Origin of the sequence: Thioclava sp. F36-6 (genome assembly GCF_002020305.1) — a bacterium.
In the GTDB taxonomy this organism is placed as follows: Bacteria; Pseudomonadota; Alphaproteobacteria; order Rhodobacterales; family Rhodobacteraceae; genus Thioclava; species Thioclava sediminum.
The window spans coordinates 757,653-778,325 of the sequence record NZ_MPZX01000001.1 but is presented as its reverse complement, the minus strand read 5'-3'; the positions used below and the strand labels follow the sequence as shown (position 1 = coordinate 778,325).

The following is a 20,673-nucleotide window of genomic DNA, read 5'->3' as shown; positions in this document are numbered from 1 at the left end:
AAATTTACATGACGGATCACAAACAGACAGTTTCGACCCCTTCCCCGACGGCAGACGGGCTTGCCGATGCGGCCAAGAAAGCCAGCAAAAAGGGCCCGCCGCCCGTGCATTTGTGGGATCCGCCCTTCTGTGGCGATCTCGATATGGAGATCCGCCGGGACGGGACTTGGTTCTATCTCGGCACACCGATCGGGCGCGAGGCGCTGGTGCGGCTGTTTTCATCGATTCTGAAACTGGAGAACGGGAAATACTACCTCGTCACCCCGGTCGAGAAGGTTGGTATCCGGGTCGAGGACGCGCCTTTCATCGCCGTCGATTTCACAACCGAGGGCGAAGGCGACGACCAGTCGATTCGCTTCACGACAAATGTGGGCGACGTGGTCCTGGCCGATGCGGAGCACGCGATCCGGGTGGAACATAGCGAGGATGGCGAGCCCCGCCCTTATCTGCACGTCCGGCGCGGGTTGGAGGCTTTGATCGACCGCAAGAGCTTCTACCGGCTCGTCGATCTGGCCGTGACGCGCGAGCATGAGGGCGAGGACTGGACCGGCGTGATCTCGGCGGGCAGCTTCTTCCCGATCCTGCGCGCCGCGGAGCTGTAACTTGCCCGAATTCGCCGCGAACCTGACCTTCCTCTTCACCGAACTGCCCTTCATGGAACGGTTCAAAGCGGCGAAACAGGCCGGCTTCGATGCGGTCGAAGTGCTTTCCCCCTACGACGCCTCCGCGCAGGAGATGCGCCACGAGTTGATCCGTCACGACCTGAGCTTCGTGCTGATGAACATGCCGCCGCCGAATTATACGGGCGGCGATCGGGGCTTCGCCGCCGTGCCGGGGCTGGAAGACCGCTTCCGTCGCGATTTCGACCGCGCGATGCGCTTCGCGGATATCCTGAAGCCGCGTGTCATCCATATCATGGCGGGCAAGGCCGAGGGCGCGGAGGCCCGTGCGACCTATATCGAGAACCTGAAATGGGCAGCGGCGCGCGCACCGAAACGGCGCCTGACGATCGAGCCGATCAACCCGATCGACATGCCGGGCTATTTCCTGAACGGTTTCGATCTCGCGGCGGAGATTCTCGATGCGGTCGCGGCCCCGAACCTGCATCTGCAATTCGACGCCTATCACGCGCAGATGCTGACCGGCGATGTGGCGGGAGCTTGGGCGAAACATGGTCACCGTGCGGCCCATGTGCAATTTGCCGATGCCCCGGGGCGCGGCGGCCCCGGTTCGGGAAAGATCGATCTGGAAGGTGTCTTCGCGACGCTCGATGCCGATGGCTATGACGGCTACGCGTCAGCGGAATACACCCCGCAGACGGAGACACGCGAAACGCTGGGCTGGCTTCCGCGCTAACTCAATGCGCCGGGTGGCCCGTGTGGGCATGATCTGAGTGGCCATGATCTGAGTGATCGTGATCTTCGTGGTCGTGATGGTCCGCGTGATCGGCACAGCCCAGGCTCGCGCTTTCCGGCTCCAGCGTCGCGTGGTGGATGCCGAACTGATGCGCCAGCATATCTTTTGCCCGCGCGATGACCGTGGCGTAATCCCGCCCCTCGTCCAGCACCAGATGCGCCTCGACGGAGACACGCTTCTCGTCGATCTGCCACAGGTGGACGTGGTGGACGCTCGCGACCCCCTCGACATCGCCCAGCGCGCCCTGCACTTCCGTACAATCCTTCTCGGGCGGCGCGCCCAGCATCAGGATGCGCAGCACCGGTTTCAGATCGGTCGCGACATGCCACAGGATGAAGACCGAGATGCCAATGGTCAGGATCGGGTCGACCAGCCGCCAATCGTAGAGAAGGATCACGATACCGCCCACGATCACCGCGACCGAGGCGCCGGCATCGGCGAGGTTATGCAGGAAGGCCGCGCGGATGTTCAGGCTGTGCTTGGAAAGCGCATAGGTCAGCGCGGCGGTCGCCAGATCGATGATCAGCGCCAGCGTCGCCAGCCAGACCACGATCCAGCCATCGACCTGCGGCGGGTGGATCATCCGCCCCACCGCTTCGACGACCAGCCAGACCGAGATCAAGATCAGCGCGATGTAATTGACGAAGGCCGCGATGACCTCGGCGCGCGACCAGCCGAAGCTCATCGCCGCATCCGCCCCGCGCTTGGCCAGTTTGCGCGCCCCGAAGGCCAGCACCAGCGCCGCCGCGTCGGAGAAGTTATGCACCCCGTCCGCGATCAGCGCCATCGAGCCCGCGATCGCCCCGCCGAAGACCTGCGCAAAGGTAAGCACGACATTGACGACCACCGCCCAGAGCACACGGTTGTCACTGGCATCGTCCAGATTGTGGTGGTGATGATGATCGTGGGGCATGGGCGCTCTTCTCGGTTCTCGGCGCCTGAGGCGCGGTTGGGACGCTCCGCGGGGGATATTTGGACCAAGCCGAAGACCAAGCATGCAATTCGGCTTGGCGCAAATATCCCCGCCGGAGGCATGCGCAGTCTCAACATTGCGGGGCGGCAGGGTCAATGCGGGACGGTGTCTCTGCGCGGATGAACACACAGGTTTGTGCGTTGCGTGCTCACGTCCAATCACCAAAATGCGAGCGACTGACTTTCCGGCCCAAGGAGGAGACCCGATGATCCCCGCCCGCTACGCGCATTTCATTTTCAGCCTGATCCTGTCGGGGATCATGTCGTTTCTGGTCTCGGGCATCGCGACCTACCGCGCGACGGGGATGGTGGAAGACTTCACGACGCTGTGGGTGGCAAGCTGGGTGTCCAGCTGGATGCTGTCCTACCCGTCGGTGCTGATCGTCGCGCCGTTTGCACGGCGCGTGACCAATCTGCTGGTGCGTCAGCCCGCGGCTCAGTGAGCGGCGGCCCAGCTATCGCCCTGCCCCGCATCGACGACGAGCGGCACGGAGAGTTTCATCACAGGCTCCGCCGCGCCTTCCATCGTGGCACGGGCGGTCTTGATCAGATCGTCGATCGCGGCCTCCTCGACCTCGAAGATCAGTTCGTCATGCACCTGTAGCAGCATCCGCGCGGGAATGCCCTCGATCGCCTGAGGCATCCGCACCATAGCGCGGCGGATGATATCGGCGGCCGCCCCTTGGATCGGCGCGTTGATCGCCGCACGCTTGGCGAAGCCCGCCGACGGTCCCTTCGCGCCGATATCCGGCGTGTGGATCTTGCGCCCGAACAGGGTCTGGACGAATTTGTGCTCTTTCGCGAAGGCCACGGTGTCGTCCATGTATTTGCGGATACCGGGGAAACGCTCGAAATAGCGGTCGATGAAGCCCTGCGCCTCGGCGCGCGGGATGCGCAGGTTGCGCGCGAGACCGAAGCCCGAAATCCCGTAGATCACCCCGAAATTGATCGCTTTCGCCTGGCGGCGGATTTCGGGCGTCATCTGATCCAGCGGCACGTCGAACATCTCCGACGCGGTGGCTGCGTGAATGTCCAGGCCGTCCTTGAAGGCTTCGCGCATCTCGGGAAGGTCCGCGACATGGGCGAGAATGCGCAACTCGATCTGGCTATAGTCGAGCGAGACGATCTTGCAGCCGTCGCGCGCGACGAACGCCTCGCGGATGCGGCGGCCTTCCTCGGAGCGCACGGGGATGTTCTGCAGGTTCGGATCGGTCGAAGCCAGACGCCCGGTATTCGCGCCCGCGATGGAATAGGAAGTGTGAACGCGGCCCGTATCCGGGTTCACATGGGTTTGCAGCGCATCCGTATAGGTCGATTTCAGTTTCGAGATCTGCCGCCAGTCGAGCACCCGTGCCGCCAGCTTCGCAGCCTGCGGGTTGGTGTCTTCCATCGTCGTCACGTCTTCGAGCACGTCCGCCCCGGTGCCATAGGCTCCGGTCTTGCCCTTCTTGCCGCCCTCGACGCCCATCGTGTCGAACAGGATCTCGCCCAGCTGTTTCGGCGAGCCGACATTGAAGGGCTGGCCCGCGATCTCGGCGATCTCGTCTTCGAGCTGCGCCATCTTTTGTGCGAAGGCATTGGACATGCGCGAGAGCACCGAGGCGTCGACCTTCACGCCGGCCATTTCCATATCGGCGAGCACCGGGACCATCGGGCGCTCCAGCGTCTCGTAGACGGTAGTGACCTGTTCGCGATGGAGGCGCGGCTTGAACTGCTGCCAGAGGCGCAGCGTGATATCGGCATCCTCGGCGGCGTAGCGGGTGGCCTTGTCGATCTCGACCTTGTCGAAGGTGATCTGGCTCTTGCCAGAGCCGATCAACTCCTTGATCGGGATCGGCTGGTGATTGAGGTAGCGATCCGAGAGCGCATCCATCCCATGGCCATGCAGCCCCGAGAACATCGCGTAGGACATCAGCATCGTGTCGTCGATGGGCGCAACGCGGATGCCGTGGCGGGCGAAGATCTTGAAGTCGTACTTCATGTTCTGGCCGATCTTGAGGATCGCGGAATCCTCGAGCACGGGCTTGAGCAGCGCGAGCGCCTCTTTGAGGTCCATCTGCCCCTCGGCGCGCTCGGCTCCGCCGAACAGATCGCCTTCGCCTTTGCTGTGCCCGAGTGGCAGATAGGCCGCTTTCCCCGCCTCGATGGCGAGCGACACGCCGACCAGATCGGCTTGCATCTCGTTGAGCGAGGTCGTCTCGGTATCGACCGCAACCCAGCCCTTGGCGCGGGCCTCATCGAGCCATTGCGTCAGCGTCTCGGCGTCGCGGATGCAGACATAGCTGTCAGGATCGAAGGGCGGCTGCTCGACCTCGGGCGTAGCGTTGTCATGGCTGGCGGGCACGTCAGAGACTTCCGGCGCGGCCGGCGGCTCGGCGCCGAATTTCTCCGCCACGCGGCGGGTCAGCGTGCGGAATTCCATCTCGTTGAGGAAGCCCATCAGCGTGTCGACATCGGGCTCGCGGATTTCCAGATCGTCGAGCGTGAACTCGATGGGTGTCTGATCGTCGAGCGTCACGAGCTGTTTCGAGAGGCGAATCTGGTCGGCCTTCTCGATCAGCGTCTCGCGGCGCTTGGGTTGCTTGATCTCGGAGGCGCGCTCCAGCAGCGTGTCCAGATCGCCATATTCGTTGATGAGAAGCGCCGCGGTCTTCACGCCGATCCCGGGCGCGCCGGGGATGTTGTCGACCGAGTCGCCGGCCAGCGCCTGCACGTCGATCACGCGCTCGGGGCCGACGCCGAACTTGGCCTCGACCTCCTCGACGCCGATGGCGCGGTTCTTCATCGCGTCGAACATCTCGACCCCGCCGCCGACGAGCTGCATCAGGTCCTTGTCCGAGGAGATGATCGTCACGCGGCCGCCCGCCTCGCGGCCCTGCCGCGCCAGCGTCGCGATGATGTCGTCGGCCTCGTAGCCGGCCAGTTCCTCGCAGGCGATGTTGAACGCCTTGGTCGCGTCACGGGTCAGCGGGATCTGCGGGCGCAGCTCCTCGGGCATCTCGTCGCGATTGGCCTTGTATTGATCGTAGAGGTCGTTGCGGAAGGTGTGGCTGCCCTTGTCGAAGATCACCGCCGCATGGGTCGGCGCGTCCGAGCCCTTGGCGTCTTCGATGTACTTCCAAAGCATGTTGCAAAAGCCCGCGACCGCCCCGATCGGCAGCCCGTCGGACTTGCGCGTGAGCGGCGGCAGCGCGTGATAGGCGCGGAAAATGAAGGCCGAACCGTCGATAAGATGCAGGTGACAGCCTTTGCCGAATGCCATTGCGAGAGCCCTCCTTCGCGCGTTGGCCCCGGTTGTGCCACAGGGGGGTGCGGAGGGGAAGAGGATCGGGGATGCTGGAAGCGGAGGGCCGCGCCCGACCTTCCAAGGGATCAAAGCGCCCAACCGAGGCTCGGGCGCGTCCCTCATGGCAAAGCTTCCTCTTGCCAGCTCCCCTGAAATCCCCCATCTCAAGCGGCAACCGCAAAGGATCGAACCGATGGATTATTCCAAAATGGGTGGCGCAAGGCCGCCGAAGAACACGCCCAAACATGCCGAGCATAACGCCTATGGCAGTGACAAGACGCCGTACGGGAAGAAAGACCCGAAGGCTGCGCTGCTCGAACGGATGAAGGCGGCGGCGAAGAAGGATAAGTGAGGCGCGGCAGGCAGACCGGTGCCTAGAGCTGATCTTCCAGCGCCGCGGCCCCGGTCATCATCTGAGCCGAGACCTTGCTGAACAACTCGGCCCAGTCGGAGGCCAGTTCGGGCGTCCAGTGATCGCCCAGCTTGGCCGCGAGGCCAGCGATCACTGCCTCTGACAGCCAAACGTAATAGTCCGGCTCGGCTCCGAACAGCACATGCATCTGGCCGAGGCCGGGCAGTTCCAGCTCCTGCTCCTCGGGTGGATCGAGCGTGGAGAGGATCACCTCCATCATCGCGGCATATTTCAGCTGCTGCCCGCCTTCGCTGTTGGGCAACACCTGATCAAGCTCGGGATGGACCGCGAAAAGCCGCGCGAAGGCGTCGCGAAACAGCGACGGATCCTCGAAGTCGAGCCGCGCCGCGCTGGCTTTCACCCGCGCCGCACGCTCTGCTGGCAAAAGTGGTTCAGTGATCGTCATGCGCGTGATCGCGGTCGATCACATATTTCTTGTCGCAATAGCCGCATTCGACGAAACCGGTGTCACGCGGGATCGACAGCCAGACGCGCGGATGACCCAACGCCCCCTCGCCGCCATCGCAGGCGACCTTCCAGGTGGTAACGACCTCGGTCTCGGGTGCCTCGGGGGCATTAGGCGAATGGGTGGCAGTCATGGATGCTCCGTCTATATAAGGCACGAAAACCGCGCCCTGAATTTGGGCTTCATTCTAGCAATCGCGAAAGGCGGGGCAAGTTGGAACAGCAGGCAATCGAAGTTACCGGGCTGCGCAAGACCTATGCAGGCGGCAAGAAGCAGGAACCGAAGGAAGCGCTGAAGGGGCTCGACCTGTCGATCCCGGAAGGCTCGATCTTCGGGCTGCTGGGGCCGAACGGGGCGGGCAAGTCGACGCTGATCAACATCCTTGCGGGTCTGGTGAAGAAAACCGACGGGCGCGTCGTGATCTGGGGATTCGATCAGGACGTGAATCCGCGCCAGTCGCGCGCCGCCATCGGGGTGATGCCGCAGGAGCTGAACATGGACCCGTTCTTCACGCCGCGCGCGGCGCTGGAGATGCAGGCGGGGCTTTACGGCGTGCCGAAATCCGAGCGCTGGACCGATGAGATTCTCGAACTGGTGGGCCTGTCGGACAAGGCCGAGGCCTATGCGCGCAACCTCTCGGGCGGGATGAAGCGACGGCTATTGCTGGCCAAGGCGCTGGTGCACCGCCCGCAGATCCTCGTGCTGGACGAGCCGACCGCAGGCGTCGATATCGAGCTGCGCGCGATGCTTTGGCGCAATGTGCGCAAGCTCAACGAGCAGGGTATGACGATCATCCTGACGACGCACTATCTCGAGGAAGCCGAGGAAATGTGCGACGAGATCGCCATCATCAACAATGGCGAGCTGATCGTGCGCGACACCACGCCGAACCTGCTCAAGCGGATGGACCGCAAGGCGCTGGTGGTCGAGCCGCGCAAAGAGGTCAGCCAAGAGATTCGCCTGCCCGAAGGCGTCACCATGGAGACCCGCCCGGGCGGCCAGATGGCGTTTTCCTATTCGCGCGAGCAGACCTCGGCGGAAGATATCCTCGATGCGCTGCGCGCCGCTGATGTCGAGATTCGCGACATCGCGAGCGAACAGCCGGGGCTGGAGGAAGTCTTCGTCTCGCTGACCTCGAACCGTTAAAGCCCGTGGCTGCGGTCGTAAGCGTTGGGCGCAGGCGGCGCCCAGCCTTCGGGCGCTGATTTCGGACGGTAGATTTCGACGCCCAGCGGATAGCAGGCCGCCGTATCCGAGCTGTGCTCGGACGAGCAATCCCCGCCCGGACAGGCCGAGAGCACGCCCAGCAGATCGGTCTCTGCGAAGAATTCGAGGTAATCTCCGGGCCGCACCGGGCTCGCCTTCATGAAATATTGCCCGGTGTCGCGGGTGAAGCCGGTGCACATGAAGACGTTGAGCACGTCATGCACCAGCGGCTCCGCCTCGCGCAGCGGCAGATCGCGGGCCTCGGCCAGCGCACGGGTCAGGTTCGAATGGCAGCAATGGTGATACTGCCCGCCATCGGACAGCAGGCAATGCGTGTAGGGATCGCAGCGCGTCCCGATCACGTCATGGACCGAGCCGCCGAATGCGTCGATGCCATACCAGTCGAGCGTATCCTCGGTGATCGTCGCCAGCGGGCGCATCGTTGGAAAGCCTGACCACATTTGGTCGCCGCGGCTGAGATGCGTGCCATGTAGCGCGCGCGTCTTGCCGGAATAGAACCGCTCGGACAGGTCCGCCGAGAACAGGTTCAGATCGCCCACCTGCGGCCCCTCGACCGAAGCGATGCGGAAGAAATGTCCGGCGGGTACGTCGAAGGCCAGCGCCTCGCGCGGGGGCACGCGCAGATCGGCGACCTTCTCCCAGCCTTCCCGCGCGGCGCGATAGGCGTACAGGTCCGGCACGGGCAGCGCATCGGTCGGGTAACAGATCACCGGGGCGACATCGCGGCGGGCTTGGGCGTCTTCGGGCGCGGCGTGCTCGGGCGTCGGATGCATGGGACTCCCTCCTTGTTGCGGCCACTCTGCCCTGCCCCGGCTAAGAGCGAAAGGCGCAAAGAAAAACCCCGACCGAAGCCGGGGTAGTCACGACAGAACTATTCGGGAGGTCACCGCTCAAGCCGCGGTGTAATACTCGTACATCAGCTCAACCGCTTCGAGACCGTCGGTATTTTCGGTCTTCGCAGTCGGGATGAATACGGGCGTGGACTTCTCAGGGGTGTAGTAAGCCAGATGCTCTTCGGCCACCTGGATCGGTTGCGCCCCTTTGGGGAATTTGACGATGTCGACCATGGAACTCTCTCCAGTCACGTTTCGAGTTCCTCCCTGACACCCGATTTAGGGATTTTTCCGCGGATTCAAACCCAAAATGCTGCATGTGCGATATGCATTTGCCGCAACGCAGCAAAAAGGGCGGCTCGCGCCGCCCCTTCCACAAATCGTTGAGGGTGAACCATAGGCTCACCCCAATATATGCATCGGATCAGACGACCCGGTTGACCTGCATCCGCTTGATCTCGGCGATCGCTTTCGCCGGGTTCAGACCTTTCGGGCAGGTCTTGGTGCAGTTCATGATCGTGTGGCAACGATAGAGCTTGAAGGGGTCTTCGAGCTGATCGAGACGCTCTGCCGTCGCTTCGTCGCGGCTGTCGATGATCCAGCGATAGGCGTGCAGCAGCGCTGCCGGGCCGAGATACTTGTCGCCGTTCCACCAGTAGCTCGGGCAGGAGGTCGAGCAGGATGCGCACATGACGCATTCATACAGACCGTCGAGCTTCTTGCGATCCTCGATCGACTGACGCCATTCCTTCTCGGGACGGTTCGTCTTGGTCTCGAGCCACGGCATGATCGACGCGTGCTGGGCGTAGAACATGGTCAGGTCGGGGATCAGGTCTTTCACCACCGGCATGTGCGGCAGCGGGTAGATCTTCACGTCGCCCTTGACCTCGTCGAGGCCGTAGATACAGGCCAGCGTGTTGATCCCGTCGATGTTCATCGCGCAGGAGCCACAGATGCCTTCGCGGCAGGAGCGGCGGAAGGTCAGCGTCGGGTCGATCTCGTTCTTGATCTTCAAGAGCGCATCGAGAACCATCGGCCCGCACTTATCCATATCAATGAAATAGGTGTCGAGACGCGGGTTCTCCCCGGTATCCGGGTCCCAGCGATAGATCTGGAACTTGCGGATATTCTTGCCATCCGGCTTCGGCCAGGTCTTGCCGACGCGGATCTTGGAATTCTTCGGAAGCGTGAACTGAACCATGGTTGGTCCCCTTTCCGTCAGTACGAATAGAGCGGCCGCGTGGGCATTCGGCCGGATTTTCTGAAAACGCAGGAGTCGTAGGCCGCAGAGGGATCGCCCTGCACATAGGCCCCGACATTGAGCTCGACCTTCATGTTCGAGCGGAAGCCGTCACTGGTCACCCCCATGCCCGCCTCGCCCGAGATGGGCGGTTTGGGCGCGAACTGGGCGTAGCACTGGCGCTCTGCCTGCTCGACCGGAATAGGGCCGCAGGCGGCAAGGCCAAGCCCTGCCGCGAGAAGCCCATATGCCGGTGCGTGACGCATCAGTAGACCCGCTTCTTCGGCGCGATCTTCTTGATCTCGATCCCGCCCTGATCCTCGGGGGTCAGCGGGTCCATGTGGACCGGGCGGAAGGTCAGATCGACGTTCGCGCCTTCGACATGCATAATCGAGTGCTTGCGCCATTCGGTGTCGTCGCGATCGGGATAGTCCTCGTGGGCGTGCGCCCCGCGGCTTTCCTTGCGCGCCTCGGCTCCGACGATGGTCGCCAGCGCGTTCGGCATCAGGTTCTCGAGTTCCAGCGTTTCCATCAGGTCCGAGTTCCAGATCAGCGAGCGGTCGGTGACCTTGAGATCGTCGAGCTTGGCGGCGACCGCCTTCATCTTCTCGACACCCTCGGCCAGCGTCTTGTCGGTGCGGAACACCGCCGCATCCGCCTGCATCGTGCGCTGCATCTCGAGGCGCAGCTCGGCAGTCGGCGTGCCGCCATCGGCGTAGCGCACCTTGTCGAAGCGCTCGAAGATCGCATCGATCTTGGCTTTCGGGATGACCGGGTTGGACGCATCCGCGTCGACGACCTTGCCAGCGCGGATCGCAGCGGCACGGCCGAAGACCACGAGGTCGATCAGCGAGTTGGAGCCCAGACGGTTCGCACCGTGCACAGACGCCGAGCCCGCCTCGCCCACGGCCATCAGGCCGGGCACGATCGCATCGGGGTCGCCCTCTTTCGGGTTGATGACCTCGCCGTGGTAGTTCGTCGGAATGCCGCCCATGTTGTAGTGAACGGTCGGCAGAACCGGGATCGGCTCTTTCGTGACGTCGACACCGGCGAAGATTTTCGCCGATTCCGAGATGCCCGGCAGACGCTCGGCCAGGGCTTCCGGCGGAAGGTGGCTGAGGTTCAGGAAGATGTGGTCCTTGTGCTCGCCCACACCGCGGCCTTCGCGGATCTCCATCGTCATGCAGCGAGACACCACGTCGCGCGACGCCAGATCCTTATAGGTCGGCGCGTAGCGTTCCATGAAGCGCTCGCCTTCGGAGTTGGTCAGGTAACCACCCTCGCCGCGTGCGCCTTCGGTGATCAGGCAGCCCGAGCCATAGATGCCGGTCGGGTGGAACTGAACGAACTCCATGTCCTGCAGCGCGAGACCGGCCCGCGCGACCATGCCGCCACCGTCGCCGGTGCAGGTATGGGCCGAGGTGGCCGAGAAGTAGGCGCGGCCGTAACCGCCGGTCGCCAGCACAACCATCTTCGCGTTGAAGACGTGCATCGTGCCGTCGTCGAGCTTCCAGCAGACGACGCCCTGACACTGCCCGTCATCGGACATGATCAGGTCGATTGCGAAATATTCGATGTAGAACTCGGCGTTGTTCTTCAGCGACTGACCGTAGAGCGTGTGCAGGATCGCGTGACCGGTGCGGTCCGCGGCAGCACAGGTCCGCTGCACGGGCGGGCCTTCACCGTATTCGGTGGTGTGGCCGCCGAAGGGACGCTGGTAGATCTTGCCCTCTTCGGTGCGCGAGAACGGCACGCCGTAGTGTTCCAGCTCGTAGACGGCCTTGGGGGCGTGACGCGCGAGGTATTCCATCGCGTCGTTATCGCCGAGCCAGTCCGAGCCCTTGATCGTGTCGTACATGTGCCACTGCCAGCTGTCCGGGCCCATATTGCCCAAGCTGGCGGCGATACCGCCCTGTGCGGCGACCGTGTGCGAGCGGGTCGGGAAGACCTTGGTCACGCAGGCGGTGCGCAGGCCTTGTTCGGCCATGCCGAGCGTGGCGCGCAGACCCGAGCCACCGGCGCCGACCACGACCACGTCGTAATTATGCGTTTCGTATTCGTAAGCAGCCATTATCTCGTCCCGTTCAGTTGCCCAGCAGAAGGCCGATGAAGACCATCTTGCCGAGTGCATAGAGTGCGGTCGCCATGATCACGTAAGCCAGCGAATGCATCGCGATCTTGGTCGCCTTTGCGGCGGTGCCGTGGATGTAGTCCTCGATCCAGATCTCGGTGCCCTTCGCGAAGTGGCGCATGCCGACGATCACGACCAGCGCGGTCAGGATGGCCGGGAAGGGCTGCGAGAAGGTCGTGATCACGGTCTGCTGATCGGCGCCGAGCGTGGTGCCGACGATGTAGAGCCAGGTCGGGATCATGAAGGCGAGAGCCACGGCCGAGGCCGACATCCACCAGTGATGCTCGGGGCCGGTGCCCGAGGCGCCCTTGCCCACGGCGCGCTTGCGGTCGGTGAGGTAACGCATGAGGGCCTCCGTCAGAATTGGATGATGATGAGGGTCAGCACGGTCAGCACGACCGAACCGATGGTGCAGATCCAGCCGAGCATCTCGGCGGATTTGATGTCCATGTATTTACCCGCATCGAAGATGAGGTGCCGGATGCCGGCGAGGTAGTGATACCAGACGCCCAGCAGCGACAGAGTGAAGACGAGATCGCCGAACCACGAGGTCGCGATCGCGTTCACGAAGTTGAAGTACTCGGGGCTGGTCGCAGCGGCGAGAAGCCACCAGACGAGCAGCAGCACGCCGACGATGATCCCGTTGCCGGTGATCCGCGTCATGATCGACGAGAAAGACGTCATCTGCGGGCGGTAAATTTGAAGGTGCGGGGAAAGCGGACGCTCAACCTGTTTCGCTTCAGCCATGATCGGTCCCTTTTCGCTGGGCTCGGCGCTCTCGTCGGCCTCTATCGGAGGCACGCGCTGGCGCGGAGCTGGCCGGAATTGGCTCTTTTAGTAGCGTAAATTTCTCCCAAGTCACGGGGGGCAAGCTTGAAAACCTGTCATTTACGCATAAAGAGCGGCGAAAAATTCGCTTTGTGATCACATAAATTCTGTGCGTGATCACATGTTAACGCTCGCGGGCGCCCTGCCCCCGCGAGTGAGTCTCTCGAGCCGGGATCAGATCGGCATCAGTGCCCAGTAGTCGAGATCGAGCAGGACCTCGGGCAGGTATTTGCCGTCTTCTCCCTTATAGGCGAACTCGGGCGCGCCCTGCTTCACGGCGACCAGACGCAGACGGATCGCACCCACACCGGGCGCGCCGGTCTCGGCCTTGTCGAGAACTTCCGACCATGCCTTCACCGTATCGCCCGAGAAGCAGGGATTGGCATGCGCCCCGCCATTGAGCGCCACGATCATCTGCGCGTTCGCCAGCCCGTTGAAGGACAGCGCGCGGGCCATCGAGATCACATGACCGCCATAGATCAGACGCTGGCCGTCCTCGCGGAATGTCGCGTCGAAATGCACCTTGGCGGTGTTCTGCCACAGGCGCGTGGCGATCATGTGCTCGGCTTCCTCGATGGTCACGCCGTCCACATGGTCGATCTTTTCGCCGATCTCGTAATCGCCCCAGCGATGCGGCTCGCCCGCCAGATCGAAATCATAATCGTTGAAGCTCAGCCCCTCCGGGATCACCAGATCCGCAGGCGCCACGACCGATGCCAGATCGGGCAGCACGGTCTCGGGCGCAGGCGCATCCAGATCGCCTTTGCGCACCATCACCCAGCGGACATATTCCAGCACGGTCTCGCCCACCTGGTTCAGCCCGCGGGTGCGGACATAGACCACGCCGGACTTGCCGTTGGAGTTCTGCTTGACCCCGATCACCTCGGATTCCGAGCGCAGCGTGTCGCCGGGATAGACCGGCTTCAGCCAGCGCCCTTCCGCATAGCCAAGATTGGCGACCGCGTTCAGCGAGACATCCGGGACCGTCTTGCCGAACACGACGTGGAACGCGATCAGATCGTCGAGGGGCGAGCCATCCAATCCGCAAGCCGCGGCGAATTCGTCCGATGAATAGAGCGCATGGCGCGCCGGGTAGAGCGCGTGATAGAGCGCGCGCTCCCCTTCCGCGACGGTGCGCGGGACGGCGTGACGGATCACGTCGCCCAGCTTGTAATCCTCGAAGAAACGGCCCGGATTGGTCTTGCCCATCATTGCTCTCCCAGCTTCATGTCGGGGTGATACTCACCCTCGATCTCTTTGGTCACGGCCTGGGCACAGCGCATCACGCCATTCGCCTGATCGTAGGCATATTGCGGATCGCCATAGAGCACCCAGCCCTTGGACAGCGCGAGGCTGACCTTGTGACAGAAGGCCGAGGTGTCTTCCTCGGTCAGAAGGCGGTAGATCTGCATATCAGGCTCCGAACGGGTTGTGGCCGAACCAGATGTGGATCGAGGCGATCAGGCCATAGAGGACCAGCGTGCCGACGATGCCGCCGATCTCCTTGCCCATCTTCACCTCGGGCGTGACCTTGGCGGGCTTCGACTTCTTGTTGATCAGGATGACTTCGACCACCGCCCAGGCGAGCAGACCGCCGAACAGGATGATCCCCGGCAGGGTCGGATTGACCAGAAGGTGCGCGAAGGCCCAGGTCTTCACGCCGGTCAGCTGCGGGTGACGGATCTTGCCGCTGAGCCAGAGCTTCATGCCCGAGACCGCGAACAGATAGACCGCGAAGATCATCAGCAGGTTGTTGATCCCCTTGAGCGCCGCGTTCGGCGTCCAGAGGTAGAAGACCGGATCGGCGGCGCGCCAGCCGACGAACATCAGAACGAGGCTGATCAGGAGAAGCGCGGCGACCATCGGACGCTCGGCCCCTTTGAGCGCGCGCCGGAAGCCCGGAAAGATCCGTTTTGCCAGATGTGCGAGCGACCAGATCAGGACGCCGAGGATGAGTAGTGCCATTGCGATTGCCTCTTAGCTGCCAAGCGCGGCAATCGCCTCCGCCTTGGCGAGGACTTGCCGCGCCGTGACGATATGCAGATTTTCGACGATCTTTCCATCCACGACCGCGACACCCTGCCCCGCTTTCTCGGCTTCCTCGAAGGCAGCGATCTGACGTCGGGCGAGGTCGATCTCGGCCTCGGAGGGCGCGAACGCCGCATTGCAGACCTCGAGTTGCGCCGGGTGGATCAGCGTCTTGCCATCAAAGCCCATGTCGCGGCCCTGCTCGCATTCGGCTTTGAGCCCCTCGTCATCCTTGAAGGCATTATAGACGCCGTCGACGATGATCTTGCCATGCGCTTTCGCGGCCAGCAGGCACAGGCCCAGCCCCGGAAGCATCGGCAGACGGTCGGCGCGGAAACGGCTCCCGAGCTCCTTCGCGAGATCGTTTGTGCCCATCACCATGCCTTCGAGCCGCGGATAGGCCGCGATATCGCCCGCGTTGAGCATCCCCAGCGCGGTCTCCATCATCGCCCAGAGCGGCACGCCCTGAATCAGGTCCGCCACCTCGACGAGATCGGCGGGGGTGGAAACCTTAGGGATCAGGATCGCATCGACCTTGGCGCCGTTGCGGATCGCGTCGGCGAAGGCCAGCACATCCTCGCGCCCCCATTCGGTGTCGAGCCCGTTGATCCGCACGATCTTCATGCGCGGACCGTAATCGACCTCGGTCAGCGTCTTCGCGAGCAGCGCGCGCGCGTTGGCCTTCTCCTCGATCGCCACGGCGTCCTCAAGATCGAAGATGATCGCGTCGCAGGCAAGCCCGGTGGCCTTCTCCAGCGCACGCTCTTTCGAGCCGGGAATGTAGAGCACGGAACGGGTCGGGCAGGCCATTTGATTCTCCATCTCGCAATTTTCTTTCGCCAAATCGCACGAATGAGACAGAATCGGCAAGACCCGATTTGCCGCAACGCAGAATAAACACAGCATCCAGCGTTCCTGCGCCCCGACGTAAAGCTTTCTTGACAGCTGGGCCGTCACTCTTTGATGATGACCTCAGAGGGATCAAAATGCTGAACAAAACTTACGTGCTAACGCTCGGCCTGGCCGCAGCGATCGGCTTCGCACAGGCTTCTTACGGAGAGACGCGGGACCCGTCTGATCCGTCGCGCGCCTGCGGCAAGCGAGATGAGATCGTGGCCAATCTCGAAGCGAAATATCACGAGAGCCGCCGCATGGTGGCGCTCTCCGCGAATAACTCCGTGCTGGAGATTTTCGCAGCCGAGGCGGGCAATTGGACGATCATAGTCACACCGGCGGATGGCGTGAGTTGTCTGATCGCCTCGGGCGAGGCGTTCGAGGAGCTCGACGGGACGCTCAAGGAAAAGGACGCGGCGCTCTAGGCGCCGCCCTCACCCGGTGATCGCTTGCTGGATCAGCTTCAGCGAGATCAGCAGAAGCGCCCAGATCACGACCTTGAAGAAGATCTCCGTGGGCATGCGCTTCACAAGCCAGACACCAAGGAATACCGAGGCCGAGGCAGGAACCGCCAGGATCAACGCGGTGCCGAGGCTGTCCCAGTTCACCTCGCCCAGCGCGATGAAGGGGCCGAGTTTCGCAAGGTTCACATAGGTAAAGAGAACCGTCGCCGTGCCCGCAAAGACCTGTTTCGGCAGGTTCAGCGGGATTGTGTAGGCCTGAAAGGGCGGCGCGCCCGAATGGCTGACGAAGCTGGTGAAGCCTGCGATGGTGCCCCAGAACAGGCCCGGTGCGACTTTCGCCTCCTGCCGCGCGCCATGCCGATGCCGGAACAGCGCGTTCAGAGCGAAGAGCGCGCCGATCACCCCCACCATCAGCGTCACCCAGCGTTCTGACACGACCTCGGCTGTGGCCCAGCCGATGCCGATCCCGATCGTCGTGGCCGGGATCATGATCGCGAGCACCCGCTTGTCGAAATGCTTGCGATAGGCCCAGAGACCGAACATGTCCGCGACAATATAGACCGGCAGCAACAGCCCCGCCGCCGCGACCGGGTCCATCACGATCGTCAGGACCGGGACCGAGATCGAGGCCGCCATCGGGATGCCGCCTTTCGACAGCCCCACCATCACCGCGGCGAGCAGCGCCAGCGCCCAACCGAGTAGGCTCAACTCCATTCGGATGCTCCCTTCCCTGCGGGTCACAGAATCGCTCTGCCCCGTCTTGCCCCCTTGCTGACACGGCGCGTGACGAAACGGAACCGCACGTCAGTGTGCGGAACCAGTTTCGGCATACGAGTGCATACAAACAGCGTCGCCGCAGCGCAGCGCCCTTGCCCTTTGCGAGCCAAAGGGCTACTCCACCTGCGATCTATTTTCCAATCCATCCACCCGGAGGACCAAATGGCCAGACCCAAGATCGCCCTTATCGGCGCCGGCCAGATCGGCGGCACGCTCGCCCATCTCGCCGCCATCAAGGAACTCGGTGACGTCGTTCTGTTCGATATCGCCGAAGGTACGCCGCAGGGCAAAGCGCTCGACATCGCGGAATCGGGCCCGTCCGAGGGCTTCGACGGCTCCTTCAAGGGGACCAACGATTACGCCGGTATCGCGGGCGCGGATGTCTGCATCGTGACGGCTGGCGTTCCGCGCAAGCCGGGCATGAGCCGCGACGATCTGCTGGGCATCAACCTCAAGGTCATGAAATCGGTCGGCGAAGGCATCGCAGCGCACGCGCCGGACGCGTTCGTCATCTGCATCACCAACCCGCTCGATGCGATGGTCTGGGCGCTGCAGCAATTCTCCGGCCTGCCCGCAGAGAAAGTCGTCGGCATGGCGGGCGTTCTGGACTCGGCTCGTTTCCGTCACTTCCTGTCGCTGGAATTCGGCGTCTCGATGCGTGACGTGAACGCCTTCGTGCTCGGCGGTCACGGCGACACGATGGTGCCGCTCGCACGCTACTCGACCGTTGGCGGCATCCCGCTGCCCGACCTCGTGCAGATGGGCTGGACCACGCAGGAAAAGCTCGACGCGATCATCCAGCGCACCCGTGACGGTGGCGCAGAGATCGTGGGCCTGCTGAAGACCGGTTCGGCCTTCTACGCTCCGGCCACCTCGGCGATCGAGATGGCGGAAGCCTACCTGAAAGACCAGAAGCGCGTTCTGCCCTGCGCGGCTTACGTCAAAGGTGCGCTCGGCCTCGACGGTCTCTATGTCGGCGTGCCGACCGTGATCGGCGCCAAAGGCATCGAGAAGGTCATCGACATCAAGCTCAACAAGGACGAGCAGGCGATGTTCGACAAGTCGGTCGACGCAGTCAAAGGCCTCGTGGCCGCCTGCAAGGGCATCGACAGCACGCTCGCTTGATCGAAAGCCAGGACTGATCCAATCTTGGGGCGCGCCTTTACTGGCGCGCCCTTTGTTTTGGAGAGTGCCATGTGTTCCGCCCGTCTCGCCCCGTGCCTTGCCGTTCTTCTCGCCCTTTCACCGATCACCACGCATGCGCAAGACGGGCCGGTGACCGCCAAGATCGCGCGAAGCGAGGCACCTGCCGCCGATCCAATCTCGGCGCGGATCGGGGCAGAGGGGATCGCGCCGGTGCTCGCCGATCTGCAATCGCAGGACGCGCTTGACCCGAAGGACCGTTTCGCGCTCGGCGGGCTGGAATTCCTCGCGAGCCTCGAGGCGACGATGCGCTGGCAGCTGGAAGCAGGCGGCGCTCGTGTGCTGATGCCCTTCGTGGGCAACCTTCCCGGCAGGCGCGACGCGCCGCGCGAAACCTTCACCGCCGACGCGGTCCCGCGCGAAAGCGAGGCGCTGATCGCCGGCATGGATCGCGCCAAGACCGCGCTCGACGGGCTGGCCGATGGACCGGAGTTCGGTCTTGCGATCGACCTGAACGATCTCTGGTTTGACCTGAACGGCAATGGCACGCGTGACGACGGCGAGGACGCGGTGACGCTGTTGCGCGGCGCCTTCATGCCCCGCGCACCGGAGGCCGAAGCCGGTGCTTCGCGGATCGTGCGCTTCGACAATGCGGATGCGGCCTGGCTTTCGGCCTATACGCATCTGGTCTCGGGCGTGGGCGAGCTAATCTTGGCCTTCGACCCTGAACCGGCCATCGCCCGCGTGATGGCCACCTATGCGAAACTCGTGGACGCGCGCGACAAGGCGATGGGGACCGGGCAAGCCACGTCGCTGGACGGTCTGATGATGTTCAGCTTCATCGACCCGGCGGCGGCGGTGCTCGATATGCTCCACCAGAAGCCCGATCCGACGCGCACCCGTGCCGCGCGGGATCATTGGCTGGCGATGATTGCGGATAACCGGCAGTTCTGGGATCTGGCTGAGGCCGAGACCGACAATCAGGCGGAATGGATTCCGAGCGACGCGCAGGATCAGGCGCTTAGCGTGGAATTTCCCGACGGTCTGGGAGAAACATGGCGGGGCGTGCTGAGCGATGGCGAGGCGCTGCTGACGAGCGAGAAGTCCTTCCCCTTCTGGCGTGTGCCGGTCGGGGTCGATCTGGGCGCGTGGCTGGAAAATCCCACTCCGCTGCCGCTGACCGGAGTGGTTCAGGGTTGGGCCCTCGATCCCTATTTCACCGACACGCCGATGCTGACGCCCGAGAACTGGACGCGCTTTTCGCGGTTGGTTGGCGGACGCACCGGCATGATGATGTTCACGCTGAACTGACGAGCGGCTCCGGGTCGAAGCCGAATTCCTCGCGCAGCCGCGCGATCAGCTCGGCCTCATGGAGAAGCAGCGCGCGATCGAAGGCGGCTGGCGAAAGATCGACCTCGTCGCCGAAGAGCGCACGGGTCTCAGTCGCGATCTTCACTTCGGGTCGGATCAGCAGCTCGTGGGTTTCCAGCTCATCGGCCTCGTAATCGCGCATCCCCTGCACCTCCCACCAGAGGCTCATCAGCTCGGCTGGATCGGCGGCGCGCTCGGCGGCCGCAGCGAATTGCGCCTTGCGGGACCCGACATAGGGCACTGGCTGCCCCTGCACCTTGGTCGTGGCGCGGCGCAGCATCTTGAGGAGGAAATGCAACGGCGTCAGCCCGTCGAAATGCATCAGCCGCCCGTTATAGCTGGGCCGATAGGGAAGATCGTTTTCCTTGCTGTCCCAGTCTTTCAGCGGGAAGTGCACCCCGATCGCATAGCCGCGCCTAGCCCGCACGATGGGTTTCCCGGCGACATGGCCCGCGAGACCCTTCTTCAGAAAGCGCGACCGGAGGCCGTAGAACATCAGCCCGTCCTCCTGAAATCCGTCCCAGCGTCGCCTAAAGACACCGCTGAAAATATCCGGGCCCAGAGTGCGGTCGAGATAGCAGCGTTCGTCGACCTCCAAGCGCAGCCACGCTTTCTGCTCCCCCGTCTTCGCCAGCTCCCATTCGAGCGGGCGCGCGAGGCTCACGAACTCGTCCGCGTCGCAATGGATCATCCAATCCAGGTTGGTCTCGTTCAGCGCGCGGGTCGCATTGTATTTCTGGCGGCCCTGATGGCGCGCGGGGCGTTTCTTGCGCCAGCTTCGCGCCCAGTCGTCATCGCCGGAATGGTGAATGAACGCTCCATCGACCGGGTCGAGCAGCGCCTCGGCTTCGGGGTTCGGGCGGTCAAAGAAGACGTGGACCTCGCTCGCGCCGATGCTCAGATGATGCGCGACATAGGCGGCCACCAGCGCCGCGGGCTCGTCCACCGTCGCCACCACGCCCCAGCGCGGCATATCTTGCCCTTGCGTCATCTAAATTCGATCCCTGCCGATGCCCTCAGCGCAGATAGGTTCAATTAACCGAGTCGTGCCAGTCCTCCCATGCCACAGCGCAGCATTTTCCAATTTGTGATCACACCTTTCCGCGCTGTGATCACGTATGTCGCTTTTTCCGGGCGAGTGGGGCAGAATGTCGCGATTTCGGTTTGTCCGCCCCGCTTAACAGC

General features: G+C 63.4%; 25 protein-coding genes. 8 read left to right on the top strand and 17 right to left on the bottom strand.

Annotation, left to right across the window (positions count from 1 at the left end):
• Positions 1–8 precede the first annotated feature (8 nt).
• Positions 9–602, top strand: coding sequence for a DUF1285 domain-containing protein (locus tag BMI88_RS03700; RefSeq protein WP_078546168.1), 594 nt, complete (start codon positions 9–11; stop codon positions 600–602).
• Between the two features lies 1 nt (position 603).
• Positions 604–1,356 carry a TIM barrel protein gene (locus BMI88_RS03695; RefSeq protein ID WP_078546166.1) on the top strand — a complete coding sequence of 251 codons (753 nt, stop codon included), beginning with the start codon at positions 604–606 and terminating at the stop codon, positions 1,354–1,356.
• 1 nt (position 1,357) lies between these two features.
• On the opposite strand, the gene BMI88_RS03690 is transcribed toward BMI88_RS03695, so the two are convergent.
• The gene (locus BMI88_RS03690; protein ID WP_078546153.1) at positions 1,358–2,329 is read right to left on the bottom strand and encodes a cation diffusion facilitator family transporter; all 972 of its coding nucleotides are present in this window, start codon (positions 2,327–2,329) and stop codon (positions 1,358–1,360) included.
• A gap of 265 nt (positions 2,330–2,594) precedes the next feature.
• Here BMI88_RS03690 and BMI88_RS03685 point away from each other — a divergent pair, with 265 nt between their 5' ends.
• On the top strand, positions 2,595–2,831 hold the full coding sequence (locus tag BMI88_RS03685) for a DUF2798 domain-containing protein (RefSeq protein WP_078546151.1): 237 nt from the start codon (positions 2,595–2,597) through the stop codon (positions 2,829–2,831).
• Here BMI88_RS03685 and polA read toward each other — a convergent pair.
• The gene (polA, locus tag BMI88_RS03680) at positions 2,825–5,650 is read right to left on the bottom strand and encodes a DNA polymerase I (protein ID WP_078546149.1); all 2,826 of its coding nucleotides are present in this window, start codon (positions 5,648–5,650) and stop codon (positions 2,825–2,827) included. The two genes, BMI88_RS03685 and polA, sit on opposite strands and share 7 nt — an antisense overlap.
• Positions 5,651–5,867: 217 nt before the next feature.
• Between polA and BMI88_RS19705 the strand changes: the two genes are divergently transcribed.
• Positions 5,868–6,026 carry a hypothetical protein gene (locus BMI88_RS19705; RefSeq protein ID WP_165757027.1) on the top strand — a complete coding sequence of 53 codons (159 nt, stop codon included), beginning with the start codon at positions 5,868–5,870 and terminating at the stop codon, positions 6,024–6,026.
• Between the two features lie 22 nt (positions 6,027–6,048).
• Here BMI88_RS19705 and BMI88_RS03675 read toward each other — a convergent pair whose 3' ends face one another.
• Both BMI88_RS03675 and BMI88_RS03670 read right to left on the bottom strand, forming a co-directional pair.
• Positions 6,049–6,492, bottom strand: a complete 444-nt coding sequence (locus BMI88_RS03675; RefSeq protein WP_078539768.1) for a globin domain-containing protein — start codon at positions 6,490–6,492, stop codon at positions 6,049–6,051.
• Positions 6,479–6,685, bottom strand: a complete 207-nt coding sequence (locus BMI88_RS03670) for a zinc-finger domain-containing protein (RefSeq protein WP_078519710.1) — start codon at positions 6,683–6,685, stop codon at positions 6,479–6,481. The genes BMI88_RS03675 and BMI88_RS03670 overlap by 14 nt, the downstream gene beginning before the upstream one ends.
• 80 nt (positions 6,686–6,765) lie before the next feature.
• On the opposite strand from BMI88_RS03670, the gene BMI88_RS03665 reads away from it, so the two are divergent.
• Entirely contained in the window at positions 6,766–7,698 is a 933-nt protein-coding gene (locus BMI88_RS03665; protein ID WP_246831814.1) for an ABC transporter ATP-binding protein, read from the top strand.
• Here the strand turns inward: BMI88_RS03665 and BMI88_RS03660 are convergent.
• The 11 genes from BMI88_RS03660 to BMI88_RS03615 all read right to left on the bottom strand — a co-directional run bounded on the left by BMI88_RS03660 (position 7,695) and on the right by BMI88_RS03615 (position 15,661).
• Positions 7,695–8,552, bottom strand: coding sequence for a DUF1989 domain-containing protein (locus BMI88_RS03660; RefSeq protein WP_078546143.1), 858 nt, complete (start codon positions 8,550–8,552; stop codon positions 7,695–7,697). The two genes, BMI88_RS03665 and BMI88_RS03660, sit on opposite strands and share 4 nt — an antisense overlap.
• A 117-nt stretch (positions 8,553–8,669) precedes the next feature.
• Entirely contained in the window at positions 8,670–8,846 is a 177-nt protein-coding gene (locus BMI88_RS19700; RefSeq protein ID WP_158522076.1) for a hypothetical protein, read from the bottom strand.
• 190 nt (positions 8,847–9,036) lie between these two features.
• Complete coding sequence (locus BMI88_RS03655) at positions 9,037–9,813, bottom strand: succinate dehydrogenase iron-sulfur subunit (RefSeq protein WP_078539771.1); 777 nt, start codon at positions 9,811–9,813, stop codon at positions 9,037–9,039.
• A 17-nt stretch (positions 9,814–9,830) separates the two neighbouring features.
• Positions 9,831–10,118 carry a hypothetical protein gene (locus tag BMI88_RS03650; protein WP_078539772.1) on the bottom strand — a complete coding sequence of 96 codons (288 nt, stop codon included), beginning with the start codon at positions 10,116–10,118 and terminating at the stop codon, positions 9,831–9,833.
• Positions 10,118–11,923, bottom strand: coding sequence for a succinate dehydrogenase flavoprotein subunit (gene sdhA, locus BMI88_RS03645; protein ID WP_078539773.1), 1,806 nt, complete (start codon positions 11,921–11,923; stop codon positions 10,118–10,120). Before sdhA ends, BMI88_RS03650 begins: the two co-directional genes overlap by 1 nt.
• Positions 11,924–11,936: 13 nt before the next feature.
• Positions 11,937–12,329, bottom strand: a complete 393-nt coding sequence (locus tag BMI88_RS03640) for a succinate dehydrogenase, hydrophobic membrane anchor protein (protein WP_078539774.1) — start codon at positions 12,327–12,329, stop codon at positions 11,937–11,939.
• Positions 12,330–12,340: 11 nt separating this feature from the next.
• The gene (gene sdhC, locus BMI88_RS03635; RefSeq protein WP_078546141.1) at positions 12,341–12,730 is read right to left on the bottom strand and encodes a succinate dehydrogenase, cytochrome b556 subunit; all 390 of its coding nucleotides are present in this window, start codon (positions 12,728–12,730) and stop codon (positions 12,341–12,343) included.
• 255 nt (positions 12,731–12,985) lie between these two features.
• Positions 12,986–14,020 (bottom strand): MaoC family dehydratase, encoded by a 1,035-nt coding sequence (locus BMI88_RS03630; RefSeq protein ID WP_078546139.1) that lies wholly within the window; start codon positions 14,018–14,020, stop codon positions 12,986–12,988.
• Positions 14,020–14,223: a DUF1737 domain-containing protein gene (locus tag BMI88_RS03625; RefSeq protein WP_078546137.1), complete on the bottom strand. Its 204-nt coding sequence runs from the start codon at positions 14,221–14,223 to the stop codon at positions 14,020–14,022. The genes BMI88_RS03630 and BMI88_RS03625 overlap by 1 nt, the downstream gene beginning before the upstream one ends.
• Before the next feature lies 1 nt (position 14,224).
• Positions 14,225–14,776 carry an NnrU family protein gene (locus BMI88_RS03620; RefSeq protein ID WP_078546135.1) on the bottom strand — a complete coding sequence of 184 codons (552 nt, stop codon included), beginning with the start codon at positions 14,774–14,776 and terminating at the stop codon, positions 14,225–14,227.
• Between the two features lie 12 nt (positions 14,777–14,788).
• Complete coding sequence (locus BMI88_RS03615) at positions 14,789–15,661, bottom strand: CoA ester lyase (protein WP_078546133.1); 873 nt, start codon at positions 15,659–15,661, stop codon at positions 14,789–14,791.
• Between the two features lie 164 nt (positions 15,662–15,825).
• Between BMI88_RS03615 and BMI88_RS03610 the strand changes: the two genes are divergently transcribed.
• The gene (locus BMI88_RS03610) at positions 15,826–16,158 is read left to right on the top strand and encodes a hypothetical protein (protein WP_216644087.1); all 333 of its coding nucleotides are present in this window, start codon (positions 15,826–15,828) and stop codon (positions 16,156–16,158) included.
• 9 nt (positions 16,159–16,167) lie between these two features.
• Here the strand turns inward: BMI88_RS03610 and BMI88_RS03605 are convergent, their stop codons facing one another.
• Positions 16,168–16,911 (bottom strand): sulfite exporter TauE/SafE family protein, encoded by a 744-nt coding sequence (locus tag BMI88_RS03605; protein ID WP_078546121.1) that lies wholly within the window; start codon positions 16,909–16,911, stop codon positions 16,168–16,170.
• A gap of 225 nt (positions 16,912–17,136) precedes the next feature.
• On the opposite strand from BMI88_RS03605, the gene mdh reads away from it, so the two are divergent.
• Both mdh and BMI88_RS03595 read left to right on the top strand, forming a co-directional pair.
• Positions 17,137–18,099 carry a malate dehydrogenase gene (gene mdh / locus BMI88_RS03600; protein WP_078539780.1) on the top strand — a complete coding sequence of 321 codons (963 nt, stop codon included), beginning with the start codon at positions 17,137–17,139 and terminating at the stop codon, positions 18,097–18,099.
• A 69-nt stretch (positions 18,100–18,168) separates the two neighbouring features.
• Positions 18,169–19,428 carry a hypothetical protein gene (locus tag BMI88_RS03595; protein WP_078546119.1) on the top strand — a complete coding sequence of 420 codons (1,260 nt, stop codon included), beginning with the start codon at positions 18,169–18,171 and terminating at the stop codon, positions 19,426–19,428.
• On the opposite strand, the gene BMI88_RS03590 is transcribed toward BMI88_RS03595, so the two are convergent.
• Positions 19,415–20,479 (bottom strand): glycosyltransferase family 2 protein, encoded by a 1,065-nt coding sequence (locus tag BMI88_RS03590; RefSeq protein ID WP_078546117.1) that lies wholly within the window; start codon positions 20,477–20,479, stop codon positions 19,415–19,417. The genes BMI88_RS03595 and BMI88_RS03590 overlap by 14 nt on opposite strands.
• Positions 20,480–20,673: the final 194 nt, after the last annotated feature.

Bases quoted from the DNA above. Each gene is read 5' to 3' on its own strand.
- BMI88_RS03700 (WP_078546168.1), top strand. From the start codon at position 9: ATGACGGATCACAAACAGACAGTTTCGACCCCTTCCCCGACGGCAGAC.
- BMI88_RS03690 (WP_078546153.1), bottom strand. From the start codon at position 2,329: ATGCCCCACGATCATCATCACCACCACAATCTGGACGATGCCAGTGAC.
- BMI88_RS03685 (WP_078546151.1), top strand. From the start codon at position 2,595: ATGATCCCCGCCCGCTACGCGCATTTCATTTTCAGCCTGATCCTGTCG.
- polA (WP_078546149.1), bottom strand. From the start codon at position 5,650: ATGGCATTCGGCAAAGGCTGTCACCTGCATCTTATCGACGGTTCGGCC.
- BMI88_RS19705 (WP_165757027.1), top strand. From the start codon at position 5,868: ATGGATTATTCCAAAATGGGTGGCGCAAGGCCGCCGAAGAACACGCCC.
- BMI88_RS03675 (WP_078539768.1), bottom strand. From the start codon at position 6,492: ATGACGATCACTGAACCACTTTTGCCAGCAGAGCGTGCGGCGCGGGTG.
- BMI88_RS03670 (WP_078519710.1), bottom strand. From the start codon at position 6,685: ATGACTGCCACCCATTCGCCTAATGCCCCCGAGGCACCCGAGACCGAG.
- BMI88_RS03660 (WP_078546143.1), bottom strand. From the start codon at position 8,552: ATGCATCCGACGCCCGAGCACGCCGCGCCCGAAGACGCCCAAGCCCGC.
- BMI88_RS19700 (WP_158522076.1), bottom strand. From the start codon at position 8,846: ATGGTCGACATCGTCAAATTCCCCAAAGGGGCGCAACCGATCCAGGTG.
- BMI88_RS03655 (WP_078539771.1), bottom strand. From the start codon at position 9,813: ATGGTTCAGTTCACGCTTCCGAAGAATTCCAAGATCCGCGTCGGCAAG.
- BMI88_RS03650 (WP_078539772.1), bottom strand. From the start codon at position 10,118: ATGCGTCACGCACCGGCATATGGGCTTCTCGCGGCAGGGCTTGGCCTT.
- sdhA (WP_078539773.1), bottom strand. From the start codon at position 11,923: ATGGCTGCTTACGAATACGAAACGCATAATTACGACGTGGTCGTGGTC.
- BMI88_RS03640 (WP_078539774.1), bottom strand. From the start codon at position 12,329: ATGCGTTACCTCACCGACCGCAAGCGCGCCGTGGGCAAGGGCGCCTCG.
- sdhC (WP_078546141.1), bottom strand. From the start codon at position 12,730: ATGGCTGAAGCGAAACAGGTTGAGCGTCCGCTTTCCCCGCACCTTCAA.
- BMI88_RS03630 (WP_078546139.1), bottom strand. From the start codon at position 14,020: ATGGGCAAGACCAATCCGGGCCGTTTCTTCGAGGATTACAAGCTGGGC.
- BMI88_RS03625 (WP_078546137.1), bottom strand. From the start codon at position 14,223: ATGCAGATCTACCGCCTTCTGACCGAGGAAGACACCTCGGCCTTCTGT.
- BMI88_RS03620 (WP_078546135.1), bottom strand. From the start codon at position 14,776: ATGGCACTACTCATCCTCGGCGTCCTGATCTGGTCGCTCGCACATCTG.
- BMI88_RS03615 (WP_078546133.1), bottom strand. From the start codon at position 15,661: ATGGAGAATCAAATGGCCTGCCCGACCCGTTCCGTGCTCTACATTCCC.
- BMI88_RS03610 (WP_216644087.1), top strand. From the start codon at position 15,826: ATGCTGAACAAAACTTACGTGCTAACGCTCGGCCTGGCCGCAGCGATC.
- BMI88_RS03605 (WP_078546121.1), bottom strand. From the start codon at position 16,911: ATGGAGTTGAGCCTACTCGGTTGGGCGCTGGCGCTGCTCGCCGCGGTG.
- mdh (WP_078539780.1), top strand. From the start codon at position 17,137: ATGGCCAGACCCAAGATCGCCCTTATCGGCGCCGGCCAGATCGGCGGC.
- BMI88_RS03595 (WP_078546119.1), top strand. From the start codon at position 18,169: ATGTGTTCCGCCCGTCTCGCCCCGTGCCTTGCCGTTCTTCTCGCCCTT.
- BMI88_RS03590 (WP_078546117.1), bottom strand. From the start codon at position 20,479: ATGACGCAAGGGCAAGATATGCCGCGCTGGGGCGTGGTGGCGACGGTG.